Raw genomic sequence first — 15,031 nt, 5'->3', positions numbered from 1 at the left:
TCATCGCTTCGGCGTGGTTTCGCCACACTGTGGACCCGGAATTTCAGCCAAAACGCCCGAGTGGGCGCGCACGGTGCCCCTGCATGTCACGCGTCAGGAGGAGCCGACCTTGCACCAAACCGGCATACGCAACCAGGATCACGACGCCGCCGCGTCCGGCCTTGCCGGCCCCGGCAAGGTCTTCTGGAATCTCACCGAATCCGTTCTCTACGAGCGCGCCGTCGCCCGCGGCGAGGCCCGGCTGACCGCCACCGGCGCGCTGGCCGCCGAGCCCGCCCCGCAGTCCGGGCGCGGCCCCGTGCATCGCTGCGTGGTGCGCGACGAGGCGAGCGAGGAAAGCATCGCCTGGGACGGCACCGAGGCCCTGTCGCGCGAGCATTTCGAGGCGCTGAAGGAAGACATCCTCGCCCACGCCGCCGGCCGGACCCTGTTCGCGCAGGACCTTCACGCCGGCGCCGACCCGGCCCGCCGCATCGACGTGCGGGTCTATACCGAGCACGCCTGGCAGAGCCTGTTCGCCCGCAACATGCTGCGCCAGCCGGAGCATGAGGAACTGCTCGCCTTCGCGCCGCAGCTCACCCTCCTTTGCGCGCCGGGCTTCCGCATCGAGGCCGAGCGCCATGGCGTCAGCGAGAACGCGGTCGTCGCCGGCGACCTCGCGGCAGGGCTGGTGCTGATCGCCGGCACGCTCGACGCCGGCGAGATCCGTCAGGCGATCGTCGACTATGTCGCCTATCTCCTTGCCGAACGCGGCGTGCTCCCCCTCGAGGGCGCGGCCAATGTGGGCGAAGCGGGCGACGTCGCCCTGTTCCTCGGCCTTTCCGGCACCGGCAAGAGCGTGCTCACGGCCGACCCGGCGCGCCGGCTGATCGGCGACGGCGCGATCGGCTGGTCGCCGGAGGGCGTGTTCAACCTCGAAGGCGGCTGCTACGGCCGGATCGCCGACACCTCGATCACCCACGCCTTCGATGCGGGCGAGCCGGCCATCGCCGCCGCCGCGCAGCGCTTCGGCACGGTGCTGGAGAACGTCCCGCTCGACCCCGACACCCGCGTGCCGGACCTGCACGCCCATCCGCAGGACGCGCGCGCCGCCTGCCCGCTCGCCTTCATCGCCCATGCCGATGCGAGCGGGCGCGCCGGCACGCCGCGCGCCCTGTTCATGCTGACCTGCGACACGTTCGGCGTGATGCCGCCGATCGCCCGGCTGACGCCGGCGCAGGCGATGTACCACTTCCTGTCCGGCTACAGTGGCCAGGTCGCCGAGGGGCCGAACGGCGCTGGCGAGCCGCAGGCGCTTTTCCACGCCGGCTTCGCCGCCTCCTTCGCGCCGCGCCAGCCCTCGCTTCACGGGCAGATGCTGGGCAATCTCATCGCCGAGCACGACATCGCCTGCTGGCTGGTCAATAACGGCTGGACCGGCGGCCGGGCGGGCACGGGCACGCGGGTGCCGGTCGAGACCACGCTCCGGCTGGTCGCAGCCGCGCTCGACGGCAGCCTGGCGGAAGCCGAGATGCGCACCGATCCCTATTTCGGCTTCGCCATCCCCGCCGCCGTCGAGGGCGTCGATGCGCGCCTGCTCGACCCGTCCCGCGCCTGGGCGAGCCGCATGGACTACGCCATGACCGCGCGGCGGCTGGTCGGCATGTTCACCGACAATTTCACCCGCTTCGAGACCGCGGTCGACGACGAGGTGCGCCACGCCCAGCCGCGCCTCGCCATCGCCGCCGAGTAGTGCCAGACTGCGCGCCTCCCACGGCCCGGAGGCGCGCATGTCCCCCCGTCCCGCAGCATTGGTCCTTGCGCTCACCGCCACCGGCCTTCTGCCGGCCATGGCCATGGCCCGCGCCGAGACGCGCGTGACCTTCCTCGCGCCGCAGACCTACACGGACGGCAATCTCGGCTGGGGCCCGGTCGACCAGCGGCTCACGCTGGAAGGCCTCGAGCGCATCATCGGCAAGCTGGCGGAGAAGCGGCTGGCGAGCGGCGACGATCTCGACGTCGCGGTGCTGGACATCGACCTCGCCGGCAAGATCAACCCCGTGCGCGCGCCCTCCGGCACGCTGCGGGTGATGCGCGCCGACACCTGGCCCTCGATGCGGCTGCGCTACACGCTGCGGCGCGGCGGCCGGACCCTCGCCCGGGGCGAGGAGACGATCCGCAGCATCGACTATCTGTCGGACCCGTCCGCGGTGCGCTCGCTCGATCCGCTGCGCTTCGAGAAGGCGATGCTGGCGGACTGGTTCCGCGCCCGGTTCGGCGGCGCCGCGCCGGGCCGCCTCCCGCCCGCGAGCTGAGACCGGCCTACAGGAAGTAGAGCCAGGTCAGCAGCGCGAAGCACGGCAGCAGGAACAGGCACGACCAGGCCATGTAGCCGAAGAAGCTCGGCATGGCGACGCCGCGGCTGCGGGCGATGGCCAGCACCATGAAGTTCGGCGCGTTGCCGATATAGGTCAGCGCGCCCATGAACACCGCGCCGGCCGAGATCGCCTCCAGCGTGGTGGCGTATTTCTCCATCAGCGTCGCCGCGTCGCCGCCGGCGAGGTTGAAGAAGACGAGATAGGTCGGCGCATTGTCGAGGAAGCCCGACAGCAGGCCGGTCATCCAGAAATAGCCGGCATTGAAGGGCTCGCCCGCCGCCCCGGTGACGAGGGCGACGAGCGGCGAAAGCGCGCCGTCCATGCCCGCCTTGAGGATGGCGATCACCGGAATGATGGTGAGGAAGATCGCCGCGAACAGCTTGGCCACCTCGCGGATCGGCTCCCAGTCGAAGCCGTTGCGCTCGCGGATGAAGGCCGGCGTGATCCACATCGAGATGCCGGCGAAGACCAGCAGCAGCACGTCGCGCACGAGCGAGGGCAGCGACAGGTGGGTGCCGAGGATGTTGAACTCGATGCCCGGCTGCCACAGCGCGCTCATCAGGATGGCGGCGATCACCCCGAGGATCAGCGGCAGGTTGCGCAGGCCGCGAAGGCCGAGCCGCTCGGTGTCCGGCGTCGGGTCCTCCTTCGGCGGCAGCTTCTCCTCGCGGGCGTAGAAGTAGCGGTCCAGCAGGTAGAAGCACAGCAGCAGGATGACGGCGATCAGCGCCGTGTCGTGGAACAGGTGCTCGGTGGTCCAGAAGAAGCCGACGCCCTTCAGGAAGCCGAGGAACAGCGGGGGATCGCCCAGCGGCGTCAGCGAGCCGCCGATGTTCGACACCAGGAAGATGAAGAACACCACCGTGTGCACGTTGTAGCGCCGCTCGTCATTGGCGCGCAGCAGCGGGCGGATCAGCACCATCGAGGCGCCGGTGGTGCCGATGACGCTCGCCAGCACCGTGCCGATCGCCAGCATCACCGTGTTCACCTCCGGGCTGCCGCGCAGGTTGCCGGTGAGCAGGATGCCGCCCGAGATGGTGAACAGCGTGAACAGCAGGATGATGAAGGGCAGGTATTCGAGCAGCGCGGCGTGCACCACCTCGTAGCTCGCGGTGCCGGTGCCGAAGGTAAGCGTGAACGGCACGAGGAAGGCCAGCGCCCAGAACAGCGCCACCTTGCCATAGTGGTGATGCCAGAAATTGCCGGCGAGCAGCGGGACGACCGCGATCGACAGCAGCATGCCGGCGAAGGGAATGCCCCAGGCGAGCGAGAGGGCGGCTCCGTCGATGCCGGCGCCTTCCGCCGCGTGCGCCGGCGCCGCGAATGACAGAATGGCGGCAAGGAATACGGCGGCTCTGGCGGCGGCTTTCGTCGTCGTCATCGGTTCTCCCCGGAGGCTCTCTTATCCGTTGCCTCCCGGTTATCAACGCCCCACCGCGGTGTCGAGCGAAACCGGATTTCACTGCTGGCGATGTGATTGCCCGTCCGGCAGGCCGAACGAGGCACATGCGAGCGAATGTGGCGCTTGGCGCCGCGCGCCCCGGTGCGCTAGACCGGAACCCGCCGGGACGTCGCCGGCCGTGAGGATGCCATGCCGCGTGCCGTCGCCGGTCCCGAAATCGAACGCCTGATCAGTCTCCTGGCCCGGGTCCCGGGGCTCGGCCCGCGCTCGGCGCGCCGCGCCGCGCTGCAGCTCATCAAGAAGCGCGAGCAGCTCATGGGCCCGCTGGCGTCGGCGATGGAGGACGTGCTGGGCAAGATCGCGACCTGCCGGGTCTGCGGCAATGTGGACGTACGCGACCCGTGCTCGATCTGCACCGACGACACACGCGACCCGAACCTGCTGGTCGTCGTCGCCGACGTGTCCGACCTGTGGGCACTGGAGCGGGCCGGGGCGCTGAACGCACGTTACCACGTGCTCGGGGGCACGCTGTCGCCGCTCGACGGCATCGGGCCGGACGACCTGAACCTCGCCTCGCTGGTCGGGCGCGTGCACGAGGGCGCGATCAAGGAAGTGCTGCTCGCGCTCGGCGGGACGGTCGACGGGCAGACCACCGCCCATTACGTGACCGACCTGCTGCGCGAGTCGGGGGTGAAGGTCACGCGCCTCGCCCATGGCGTGCCGGTGGGCGGCGAGCTCGACTATCTCGACGAAGGCACCCTCGCCGCCGCCATTCGCGCCCGCACCAGCCTCTAGCCGCTCAGGTCACCCGCCGCGGCTGATGGGCGAAGGGGCTCAGCCCCAGCCATTGCTGCATGGAGCGGGCCAGCGCCGGGTCGCCGTCGATCTCGAGCTCGCCGCTTTCCTCTTCCTTGCGGATGGTGCTCACTCCCATCCAGATCGCCGTCATGGACCGCAGCGAGCTCGTCACCAAGAGGTCGAGCTGGTGGCCGGGATCGAAATTGCACAGGTCCACCGCACCGCCCTCGACCACCAGCCACCACCGCTTCTGCGAGGGCGTCAGCTCGGGGTACAGAAACTGTATCGTGCAGCGCCGGGCCGGCATGAGCTGAAGATCGATGTTGCGGCGCATGTCCCACATCAGCAGCGAGGGATCGAGGTTCTTCAGCGACAGCCGCGATTCGATCCAGCTCTGCGCCCAGCTTCCGAGCCCCATGATGAGCGGGCGCAGCTCCTCGCCGGATTCGGACAGGTGATACTCGACCGAGCCGTTGGGCCGGCGCGAGACCGTGATCACGTCGGCCTGCTGCAGCTCCTTGAGCCGCTTGGACAGCAGCGCCGGCGACATCTTCGGCACGCCGCGCCGGAGATCGTTGAACCGCGTGCTGCCGCACAGGAGTTCGCGCAGGACCAGCGTGGTCCAGCGGCTGCACAGGATTTCCGAAGCCATCGCCACCGGACAGAACTGGCCGTAACTGCCGCGCTCTTCCATCTCGACACCTGACCGTCTCGTGCCGCTCCATCGTATCCGATCGGCGGGCGGCGGGAAACGTCGCCAGTACAGTTGCTGAACTGGACCCCTCCCCGGTGGCGGCGCGATCCTCGGGCGTCACACCTTGGAGGGTGCCATGTCCCTAAGAACGGTATCGGAAACGCCCCTGTCGCCCATCGATCACCACCCCGAACCGCCCGTCGACGTGGTGGCGATCGCGCACCGCCTGGCGCCGGAGATCGCCGCGCACGCCGCAACGGTCGACCAGGACGAGGTCTTCGTCGCCGAGAACTACGCCCTGCTGAAGAAGGCGGGGCTGCGGGAGGCCGGCGTGCCGCGCGAGCTCGGCGGCGGCGGCGCGGAGATTCCCGAGCTCGCCGAGATGCTGCGCGTGCTCGCCCGTGCCTGCGGCTCCACCGCGCTCGCCTTCTCCATGCACACGCACCAGGTCGCCATTCCGGCCTGGCGCTGGCGGCACCAGAAGGTCGCCGCCGTCGAGCCGCTGCTGAAGCGGATCGCCAGCGAGCGGCTGATGCTGCTCTCCTCCGGCGGCTCCGACTGGATCGGCGGCTCGGGCCGGGCCGAGAAGGTGGACGGCGGCTACCGCGTCACCGCCCGCAAGATCTTCACCTCCGGCGCCGAGGCCGGCGACATCCTGATGACCGGGGCCATCCACGAGGATGAGCAGGGCGGCCGTTCCGTCGTCCATTTCGGCGTGCCGATGAAGTCGCCCGGCGTGCATATCGAGGATACCTGGCACACGCTCGGCATGCGCGGCACCGGCTCGAACGACGTGGTGATCGACAATCTGCTCATTCCCGACGCCAGCGTCGCCTTCACCCGCAAGGCCGGCGAGTGGCATCCGGTGTTCCAGATCATCGCCACCATCGCGCTTCCGCTGATCTACTCGGTCTATGTCGGCGTGGCGGAAAGCGCGCGCGACATCGCCGTCTCCCTCGCCGCGCGGAAGGCGCAGCCCGACGTCGCCCTCGCCGGGCGGATGGACACGGAGCTGCGGGCGGCCCAGCTCGCCCATCGCTGGATGCTCGACCAGATCGCGCTCAACGCGCCCTCGGCGGACACGGTGAACGAGGTCATGATCGGGCGGACGCTGGTCGCGCAGCACGCCATCAAGGCCGTCGAGCTCGCCATGGAGGTCGCGGGCGGGCAGTCCTTCTACCGCTCGGCGGCGCTGGAGCGGCGCTTCCGCGACATCCAGGGCGCGCGCTACCATCCGCTGCAGTCCGGCCCGCAATCGCTCTATGCCGGGGCGAGCGCGCTCGGCCTGCCGACGGCGACGGTGTTCTGAGCGGGGCGGCGGGCGGCGGAAAGACCGGGGCCTATCTGCCCGCGCCGGCCAGTTCGCGGAAATGGCCGCGCGCCTGCAGATAGGCCAGCAGGGCGAGCCCCGGCAGCGCCGCCAGCGCCGTGACGGCGAAGAAGGCGATCCAGCCGGTCTCCTCGGCGATGAAGCCGGCGCCGGAGGCGAGGAAGGTGCGGCCCACCGCCGCCAGCGCCGTCAGCAGCGCATACTGCGTGGCGGTGTGGGCGCGGTCGCCGCACAGCGCGGAGATGTAGGCGACGAAGATCACCGTGCCGATGGCGCCGGTGAAGTTCTCGACCACGATGGTCAGCGTCAGCGCGCCGAGATCGACCCCGACCCAGGCCTGCCAGGAGAAGACGAGGTTGGAGGCCATCTGCAGCACGCCGGCGATCCACAGGCTGGTGGAAAGCGGCAGCGCCCGCGCGATCATCCCGCCGGCGAAGCCCCCGAGCAGCGCCGCCGCGAAGCCGACGCCCTTGACGATGCCGGCATAGGCCGCCTTGTCGAAGCCGATGTCGATGACGAAGGCCCCGGTCAGCACCCCGGCGAAGGCGTCGCAGAACTTGAACAGCACCACGAAGGCGAGGATGGCGATGGCGCTGTGGCGGGAGAGGAACGCGCCGAACGCGCCGGCCGCCGTCTGCGCGATGCGCCGGAACACGTTCACCTCGTGCGAGATCACCGGCTCGCCCGCCGGTTCCGTCGCCAGCAGGGAGGCGACGAGCCCGACGCCGACCATCAGCGCCGCGGCGAGATAGCCGTAGAACCAGACATCCGCATGCGGCGCGCCGAGCACCTCGAACCACGCCACCAGCAGCACGACGCCCGCGCCCGACGCCAGCATGCCGACCCGGTAGGCGGCGACGTAGCCCGCCATGCCGGCCGCCTGCTCGCGCGTCTCGAGGCTCTCGACGCGGAAGGCGTCGACCACGATGTCCTGCGTCGCCGAGGCGGTGGCGACCAGCAGCGCCCCCAGCGCGACGTGCCAGGGCGCCAGGACCGGATCCTGGAAGCCGAGCCAGGCGATGGCGACCGCGAGCAGCAATTGGGTGAAGACCAGCCAGCCGCGCCGGCGCCCCAGCCACCGCCCGAGCAGCGGCACGTCGAGCGCGTCGACCAGCGGCGCCCAGACGAACTTGAAATTGTAGGGCACGCCGACCAGCGCGAAGAGGCCGATCGTGCCGAGATTCACCTTCGCCTCGGCCATCCAGATGGTCAGCGTCGCGCCCGACAGCGCCAGCGGCAGGCCGGAGGAGAAGCCGAGCAGGATGACGATGAGCACCCGCGGGCGCAGATAGACCGCGAGGCTGGCGAGGAAGCCGTCATCCTCCTCGGCTGCGGCGGGCCGTGCGTCCTGCGGGGCGGCTTCGGTCATGGCGGCTCGCGCTCTGTCGCCGGGCGCGCCGCGCCGGGGCGATTCGGGTTTCCTGCTCGTCTATGTCTAGAGTGCTTTGGTGTCCGGTTGAATCGCGAATGCGGTCCCCACGCCAGACGATGGTCGCGTCAGACCACGGGCGCGCTCGCGTCCGGCATGTCGATCGGGATCACGTCGACCGCGACGTCGAGCTTCTGCCGGCCCGAGCCGAGCAGCACCCCGCCGATCGGTGCGACATCGGCATAGTCGCGCCCGACCGCCAGCACGACATGGTCGGTCGAGACCAGCAGCGCGTTGGTGGGATCGAGCCCCTGCCAGCCGATCTCCGGCCCGCACCACACCATCACCCAGGCATGGGTGGCGTCGGCGCCCTGCAGCCGCTCCTCGCCCGGCGGCGGCTCGGTGCGCAGGAAGCCGCTGACATAGGCCGCCGGAAGGCCGAGCCCGCGCAGTCCCGCGATCATGATGTGCGCGAAGTCCTGGCACACCCCGGCGCGCATCTCGAACGCCTCCAGCGCGGGCGTGGAGACGTCGGTCGCGCGCGAATCATAGGTGAACTCGTCATGCAGCCGGTGCATCAGCTCGATCGCGGCGGCCAGCATCGGCCGGCCGGCGGCAAAGCTCTGCGCCGCCCAGTCGGTGATCGGCGGGCTGAGCACGACGGCGGGGCTGGGATAGATGTGGTGGGCGGGCGAGGCGGCGGTGAGGTCGTCGCTCGCGGCCGCCATCTCGCGCACCTCCTCCCAGGCGGGGGAGGCCTCCGGCTCGCGCGCTGGCTCCGGCTCGACCAGCACCCGCGCGCGGGTGTGGACCTTGAAGTCGGTATGGGGCGTGTCGATGCGGATATGCAGCGTCTTGTTGCCGAAGAAGTCGCGCGTCTCGGTCCATTCCGTCGGCTCGGGCTCGACGCTGATATGGCTGACGATCACCCGCTGGCGCGCCCGCTCGACCGGCACCATGCGCACCACGTGCCGCGCCACCGGCACCGGGTGGGCATAGGAATAGGCGGTGGTCTGGTGAATGTCGTACATCATGCCATGAGGTCCCACGGCGTCTCCACCGGCGAGTGGTGGATGAAATAGCGCTCCGCCACGTCGTTGGAGAGCTCCATGAGCTGGCCCTCGAGCTGGCGCAGCCGCTCGTCGTCGAACTCGCCGGCGTCGAACGCCTTCATCGAGGCGACGAGGCGCGCGGCGAGGCGCTCCTCCGGCGGGGGCGGCTCGTCGCCCAGATGCCCCGGCAGCGCGTCGAGATGGGCCATGATGGCGTCGATCTGGAACGCCAGCGCGCGCGGATTGACCGGGTCCAGCAGCACGAGGTCCAGCACCGGCGCGCGGCTTTCCACCATCACGTAGCGCGAGCGATAGGTGATCTGGCTGTCGCACAGCTCCAGCAGCACGTCGAGCGTGCCGGCGGTCGGGCTCTCGCCGACCAGGGCGCGGGCGAAGCGGCAGGTCGCGATGCCGCGCTCGATGCGCCGGCCGAGGTCGAGGAAGCGCCAGCCCGCCAGCCGGTTCATGTTCTCCGAGGCGAGGCCGGAGAAGGCGGCGAGCGCGCGCAGAGCCCGGTCTGAACGCTCATAGGCGTCGGCCTGGGCGCTGCCGGCGGCGGGCACCGGCTCCTGCGTCATCGCCACCAGGTCGGCGAGGGTGCGCCAGGCGTCGGGCGAGAGGCGGTCGCGGATCACGGCGGCGGTCTGGCGCGCCGCGTCGATGATGTTGGGCAGCGCGCCCGGCAGGTCGCTGCGGGTCAGCGCCGCCAGCGCGTGCCGCGCCGGGCGGGTGCGGGCGAGGTCCTCGGGGATCGAGCCCCAGGACTGCAGCAGGCCGATCAGCTTGGTGACCGAGGCCTCGCCCCCCTCGGCCGAGGAGGAGAGCCGGCCGACCAGCGTGCGCAGCAGCCGCAGCGTGGTCTCGGCGCGCTCCAGATAGCGCCCGAGCCAGTAGAAATTGTCGGCGGCGCGGCTCGGCAGCGGCCCGGTCTGGCGCCGGATCTCGCTCTGCCCGGTCTTGGTCAGCAGCGTGATCTGGTCGGTGGGATGGCCGTCCAGCACCCAGACGTCGGCGGAGCGCCCCCCGCTCTGCATGGTGACGGCGCGCGCGTCGAGGCTGTCGGAGACGCGGCAGAAGCCGCCCGGCATCACCTTCCAGCCGTTCTCGGTCGCGGCGACGAAGATACGCAGGATGAAGGGGCGCGGCTCCAGCCGCCCGTTGCGCCAGACCGGCATGGTGGAGAGCTGCACCGCCTCCTGCCCGACGATGTCGACGCCGCGGGTGCGGATAGCGGTCTCGATCGCCGCGCGGCGCTTGGGATCGAGGTCGGCGCCGATCACCGGGCCGGTGTCCATCAGCCCGCGCAGCGGACGCTGGAACGCCGGCGACAGCACAAGGTCGTCGAGCGTGTCGAGCACCCGCTCGCGCTCGGCCTTCTGGCCGCACCACCAGGTGGCGACGTTGGGCAGGTCGAGGTCCTCGCCCAGCACCTGACCGCCGAGGCGCGGATAGAAGCCCATCATCGCCGGCGCCTCGACGAGGCCGGCGCCGACCCCGTTCGCCACCGCGACGCCGCCCGAGCGGATCGCCTGCACGAGGCCGGGAATGCCGAGCCGCGAGCGCGGGTTGAGCTCCAGCGGGTCGCAGAAGTCGGAATCGAGGCGGCGCAGCAGCACGTCGACCCGCTTCAGCCCGGCGACGGTGCGCACATAGACCACGTTGTCGCGCACCGTGAGATCCTCGCCCTCCAGCAGCACGAAGCCGAGATAGCGGGCGAGATAGGCGTGTTCGAAATAGGTCTCGTTGAGCGGGCCGGGCGTGAGCAGCCCGACCCTGCCCTCGCCCGAGCGGTCGAGCCGGGTCAGCCCGGCGCGCAGCGCCTGGAAGTAGCCGGCGAGGCGCACCACGTTCAGCGAGCGCGCAAGCTCCGGCAGAGCGCGGGCGATGGCGATGCGGTTCTCGAGCGCGTAGCCCGCGCCCGAGGGCGACTGGGTGCGGTCCGAGAGCACCCACCAGCGCCCGTCCGGCCCGCGGCCGAGATCGGCGGCGTAGATCCGCAGGAAGCTGCCGCCATGCGGGTCGACCCCGACCATGGGGCGCAGGAATTCCGGGCTGCCGGCCACCACCGCCGCCGGCAGCGCGCCCGAGCGCACGAGATTGGCCTCGCCATAGAGGTCCGCCAGCACGCCCTCGAGCAGCTGCGCGCGCTGGATCAGGCCGCGCTCCAGCGCGCGCCATTCCTCGCCGTCGATGACGAGCGGCAGGTGCGACAGCGGCCATGGCCGCTCCCCGCCATTGGGATCGCCATAGACGCGGTAGAACACGCCGGAGCGGTAGAGCTGGCGGTCGGCGGAGGCGAAGCTGCGATTGACCTCGTCGACGCCCATCTCGGCGAGCGAGGCGAGCAGCGAGGTCCAGTGCGCGCGCGGGCGCCCGTCCGCGTCGATCAGCTCGTCATTGACCCCGGGCAGCGGCTGGTAGCCGGCCAGCAGCGCGTCGACTGCTTCCTCCTCGAAGCGGCGCGTGCGCACCCGGGGGTCATTGCGTCGTCCCATCCGTCCCTCACACCACGCCCGGGGTCCGCCGCCGGCCGGCCGCGCGGACGGCGGTGGGCGTGCGAGGAACCAGGGGCGCTCACGCTTTCCTGCCGCCGGCCGTCAGATGTTGGCCGGGCGCCGCAGGTCGAGCGTGGCGGGGAACTCCGGCGTCGGCTCTTCCGGCGGAACGAACAGGTAGCCGGGAGTGTGGCCGTAATCTTGGAAACGCGCCAGACGCCGCGCCTGGGCCTCGTAGGAATTCACCGGGAAAGTCTCGTAATTGCGCCCGCCCGGGTGCGCCACATGGTAGACGCAGCCCCCCAGCGATCGGTTCGACCACAGGTCGACGATGTCGAAGGTAAGTGGTGCATGTGCCGGAATGGTGGGGTGCAGGCCGGAAGCCGGCTGCCACGCCTTGAAGCGCAGGCCGGCGACATACTCGCCGAAGCGCCCGGTCGGCACCAGCGGCAGGCGGCGGCCGTTGCAGGTGACGACGTGGCGGATCGGGTTCAGCCCCTCGACCCGGGCCTGCAGCCGCTCCACCGACGAATCGACGAAGCGCACCGTGCCGCCGACCGCGCCCTCCTCGCCCAGCACGTGCCACGGCTCCAGCGCCTGGCGCAGCTCCAGGCTCACCCCGCCATGCTCGACCTGGCCGAAGAAGGGGAAGCGGAACTCGCGCTGCGCCTCGAACCACATGGGGTCGAAGCGGTAGCCGGCGCGGCCGAGATCGTCGAGCACGTCCATGAAGTCGGACCAGACGAAATGCGGCAGCATGAAGCGGTCGGCAAGCGCGGTGCCCCAGCGGGCCAGCGGCCCGTCCTGCGGCTCGCGCCAGAACCAGGAGATGAGCGCGCGCAGCAGCAATTGCTGGGCGAGGCTCATGCGCCAGTCCGGCGGCATCTCGAACGAGCGGAACTCGACGAGGCCCAGCCGGCCGGTCGGCCCGTCCGGCGAGAACAGCTTGTCGATGCAGATCTCGGAGCGGTGGGTGTTGCCGGTGACGTCGGTCAGGAGGTTGCGGAACAGCCGGTCGACCAGCCAGGGCGGGGGCGCCTGCCCGGTGCCCGGGGCGGGCACGTTGGCCATGGCGATCTCGAGCTCGTAGAGGCTGTCGTGCCGGGCCTCGTCGATGCGCGGCGCCTGGCTGGTCGGGCCGATGAACAGGCCGGAGAACAGGTAGGACAGCGCGGGGTGGCGCTGCCAGTAGATGACGAGGCTCTTGAGGAGGTCCGGCCGGCGCAGGAACGGGCTGTCCGCCGGGGTGGCGCCGCCGACCACCACGTGATTGCCGCCGCCGGTGCCGGTGTGGCGCCCGTCGACCATGAACTTCTCGGTGCCGAGCCGGGACAGCCGCGCTTCCTCGTAGAGGTCGCGGGTGATCTCGACGCAGGTCTTCCAGTTCGAGGCCGGGTGCACGTTGACCTCGATCACGCCGGGATCGGGCGCGACGCGGATCACGTTGAGCCGCGGGTCGACGGGCGGCGTGTAGCCCTCGATATGGACGGGAAGCTTCAGCTCGCCCGCCGTGACCTCGATCGCGGCGAGCAGCTCGAGATAGTCCTCCAGCCGCTCGGTCGGGGGCATGAACACGCAGAGCCGGCCGTCGCGCGGCTCGACCGCGAGCGCGGTGCGCACCGAGCCGGTCCCGGTCAGCACCTGGTCGACCTGGTCCTGCTGGTTGTCGTCCACCGAGGTGCGGCGATAGAGCTGGTGCAGCGTCTCCGCGTCCGGCAGATCGCCGGCGATGGCCATCGGGTCGGCGGGATTGACATAGGGATAGGCGGCCGGCGGCACCCAGGGCAGGCTCGCCAGCGGCAGCCGGTAGCCGACCGGCGAATCGCCCGGCATGAGGAACAGCTTGCCACGCCGGAACCGCCACTTCTCGCTGATCCAGCTTCGCTTGGAGCGGCTCTGCCAGCGCTGCACCGGCAGCACATAGCCGGTCGGCCGGCCGAGGCCGCGCTCGAACACGCGCATCAGCCGGGCGCGCGCCTCGGGATCCTCCAGCTTGGAATCGAGCGCGTCGACATTGTCGGGCAGGTCGCCTTCCTTCAGCACCCAGTGCGCCGGGTCCTCATAGGCCGGCGTGGCATAGGTGTTGCCGATCCCCAGCCGCTCGGACAGGCCCTCGGTGAAGAGGCGCGCATCTTCCACCGTGGCGGTGGCGAGGCTCTCATTGGCGATGAGGTCGGCGTCGCGCCAGATCGGCTTGCCGTCCTTGCGCCAGTAGAGCGAGAAGGTCCAGCGCGGCAGGCTCTCGCCCGGATACCACTTGCCCTGGCCGTAATGCATCATGCCGCCGGGCGCGAAGCGCTTGCGCACGCGGCGGATCAGGTCGTCGGCGCGCATGCGCTTGGTGGGGCCGACGGCGGAAGTGTTCCACTCCGCGCCCTGGTAGTCGTCGATCGAGATGAAGGTCGGCTCGCCGCCCATGGTCAGGCGCACGTCCTGCGCCGCGAGGTCGGCGTCGACCCGGTCGCCGAGCGCGTCGAGCGCCGCCCAGGCGTCGTCCGAGAAGGGCAGCGTGACGCGCGGCTTCTCCGCCACGCGGGTGACCCGCATGTCGAACTCGAAATCGGTGCGGGTGTCCTCGTCGGCGGCGTAGGAGCCGGCGATCGGCGCCGCCGAGGCGAAGTTCGGGGTGGCGCAGAGCGGCAGGTGGCTCTCCCCGCACAGCAGGCCCGAGGTCGGGTCGAGGCCGACCCAGCCGGCGCCGGGCAGATAGACCTCGCACCAGGCGTGGAGGTCGGTAAAGTCGACCTCGGTGCCGGTCGGCCCGTCGAGCGCCTTCACGTCCGGCTTGAGCTGGATCAGGTAGCCCGACACGAAGCGCGCCGCGAGGCCGAGCCGGCGCAGGATCTGAACCAGCAGCCAGCCGGAATCGCGGCAGGAGCCGGCGGCGAGATCGAGCGTCTCGTCCGGCGACTGAACGCCGGGCTCCATGCGGATGAGATAGCTCACGTCGGACTGGAGCTGCTGATTGAGCTTGACCAGATAGTCGACCGTGGCGTCGCCCTCGGCGGGGCGCACCTTCTCGACATAGGCGTCGAGCAGCGGGCCGCCATCCTCCGCCTCGAGATAGGGGCTGAGCTCCTTGGCGAGCGCGGGGGGATAGGCGAAGGGCAGCGTCTCGGCGAATTCCTCGACGAAGAAATCGAACGGGTTGTAGACCGTCATGTCCGCGATCAGGTCGACCTCGATGCGGAACTCGGTCGCCTTCTCGGGGAAGACGAAGCGGGCCATCCAGTTGCCGAACGGGTCCTGCTGCCAGTTCACGAAGTGATTGGCGGGCGTCACCTTCAGCGAATAGCTCTTCACCGGGGTGCGGCAGTGCGGTGCCGGACGGAGCCGGATGATCTGGGGCCCAAGCGCGACCGGGCGGTCATACTTGTAGCTCGTGACGTGATGCAGGCTCGCAAAGATTGTCATAGGCACCCACTGGACTTCAGGACCGCGGCGCGGCGACGAAGCTTAGGAGCACCCGGTCGCGGAACCAACACGCCCGGAAGCGAACGCACGAATCGTGCCGCAATCCTGCCACAGGCTGCC

Annotated in this window: 10 protein-coding genes; 4 read left to right on the top strand and 6 right to left on the bottom strand. The window is 70.6% G+C overall.

Going from position 1 to position 15,031, the window contains the following annotated elements; all coding sequences use genetic code 11:
* Positions 1 to 109: 109 nt before the first annotated feature.
* Both NVS89_RS09510 and NVS89_RS09505 read left to right on the top strand, forming a co-directional pair.
* On the top strand, positions 110 to 1,732 hold the full coding sequence (locus tag NVS89_RS09510; RefSeq protein ID WP_258732433.1) for a phosphoenolpyruvate carboxykinase (ATP): 1,623 nt from the start codon (positions 110 to 112) through the stop codon (positions 1,730 to 1,732).
* Between the two features lie 37 nt (positions 1,733 to 1,769).
* The gene (locus tag NVS89_RS09505) at positions 1,770 to 2,294 is read left to right on the top strand and encodes a DUF3016 domain-containing protein (protein ID WP_258732432.1); all 525 of its coding nucleotides are present in this window, start codon (positions 1,770 to 1,772) and stop codon (positions 2,292 to 2,294) included.
* A gap of 7 nt (positions 2,295 to 2,301) precedes the next feature.
* Here the strand turns inward: NVS89_RS09505 and NVS89_RS09500 are convergent, their stop codons facing one another.
* A complete protein-coding gene (locus NVS89_RS09500) occupies positions 2,302 to 3,738 on the bottom strand; it encodes a sodium:proton antiporter (RefSeq protein ID WP_258732430.1) in 1,437 nt (478 codons plus the stop codon).
* A 210-nt stretch (positions 3,739 to 3,948) separates the two neighbouring features.
* Between NVS89_RS09500 and recR the strand changes: the two genes are divergently transcribed.
* The gene (recR, locus tag NVS89_RS09495; RefSeq protein WP_258732428.1) at positions 3,949 to 4,554 is read left to right on the top strand and encodes a recombination mediator RecR; all 606 of its coding nucleotides are present in this window, start codon (positions 3,949 to 3,951) and stop codon (positions 4,552 to 4,554) included.
* Between the two features lie 4 nt (positions 4,555 to 4,558).
* Here recR and NVS89_RS09490 read toward each other — a convergent pair whose 3' ends face one another.
* Complete coding sequence (locus NVS89_RS09490; RefSeq protein ID WP_258732427.1) at positions 4,559 to 5,251, bottom strand: winged helix-turn-helix transcriptional regulator; 693 nt, start codon at positions 5,249 to 5,251, stop codon at positions 4,559 to 4,561.
* Positions 5,252 to 5,387: 136 nt separating this feature from the next.
* On the opposite strand from NVS89_RS09490, the gene NVS89_RS09485 reads away from it, so the two are divergent.
* Positions 5,388 to 6,560, top strand: coding sequence for an acyl-CoA dehydrogenase family protein (locus NVS89_RS09485; protein WP_258732426.1), 1,173 nt, complete (start codon positions 5,388 to 5,390; stop codon positions 6,558 to 6,560).
* Positions 6,561 to 6,591: 31 nt separating this feature from the next.
* On the opposite strand, the gene NVS89_RS09480 is transcribed toward NVS89_RS09485, so the two are convergent.
* From NVS89_RS09480 to NVS89_RS09465, 4 genes are all read right to left on the bottom strand, one after another.
* Positions 6,592 to 7,950: an AmpG family muropeptide MFS transporter gene (locus NVS89_RS09480; RefSeq protein WP_258732424.1), complete on the bottom strand. Its 1,359-nt coding sequence runs from the start codon at positions 7,948 to 7,950 to the stop codon at positions 6,592 to 6,594.
* 128 nt (positions 7,951 to 8,078) lie between these two features.
* Entirely contained in the window at positions 8,079 to 8,984 is a 906-nt protein-coding gene (locus NVS89_RS09475) for a transglutaminase family protein (protein WP_258732423.1), read from the bottom strand.
* Entirely contained in the window at positions 8,981 to 11,497 is a 2,517-nt protein-coding gene (locus tag NVS89_RS09470; protein WP_258732421.1) for a circularly permuted type 2 ATP-grasp protein, read from the bottom strand. The genes NVS89_RS09475 and NVS89_RS09470 overlap by 4 nt, the downstream gene beginning before the upstream one ends.
* A gap of 102 nt (positions 11,498 to 11,599) precedes the next feature.
* Entirely contained in the window at positions 11,600 to 14,911 is a 3,312-nt protein-coding gene (locus NVS89_RS09465) for a transglutaminase family protein (RefSeq protein ID WP_258732419.1), read from the bottom strand.
* Between the last annotated feature and the right edge of the window lie 120 nt (positions 14,912 to 15,031).

It is taken from the genome of Ancylobacter mangrovi, from assembly GCF_024752355.1.
In the GTDB taxonomy this organism is placed as follows: Bacteria; Pseudomonadota; Alphaproteobacteria; order Rhizobiales; family Xanthobacteraceae; genus Ancylobacter; species Ancylobacter mangrovi.
This window is presented reverse-complemented; position numbering and strand designations above follow the sequence as displayed.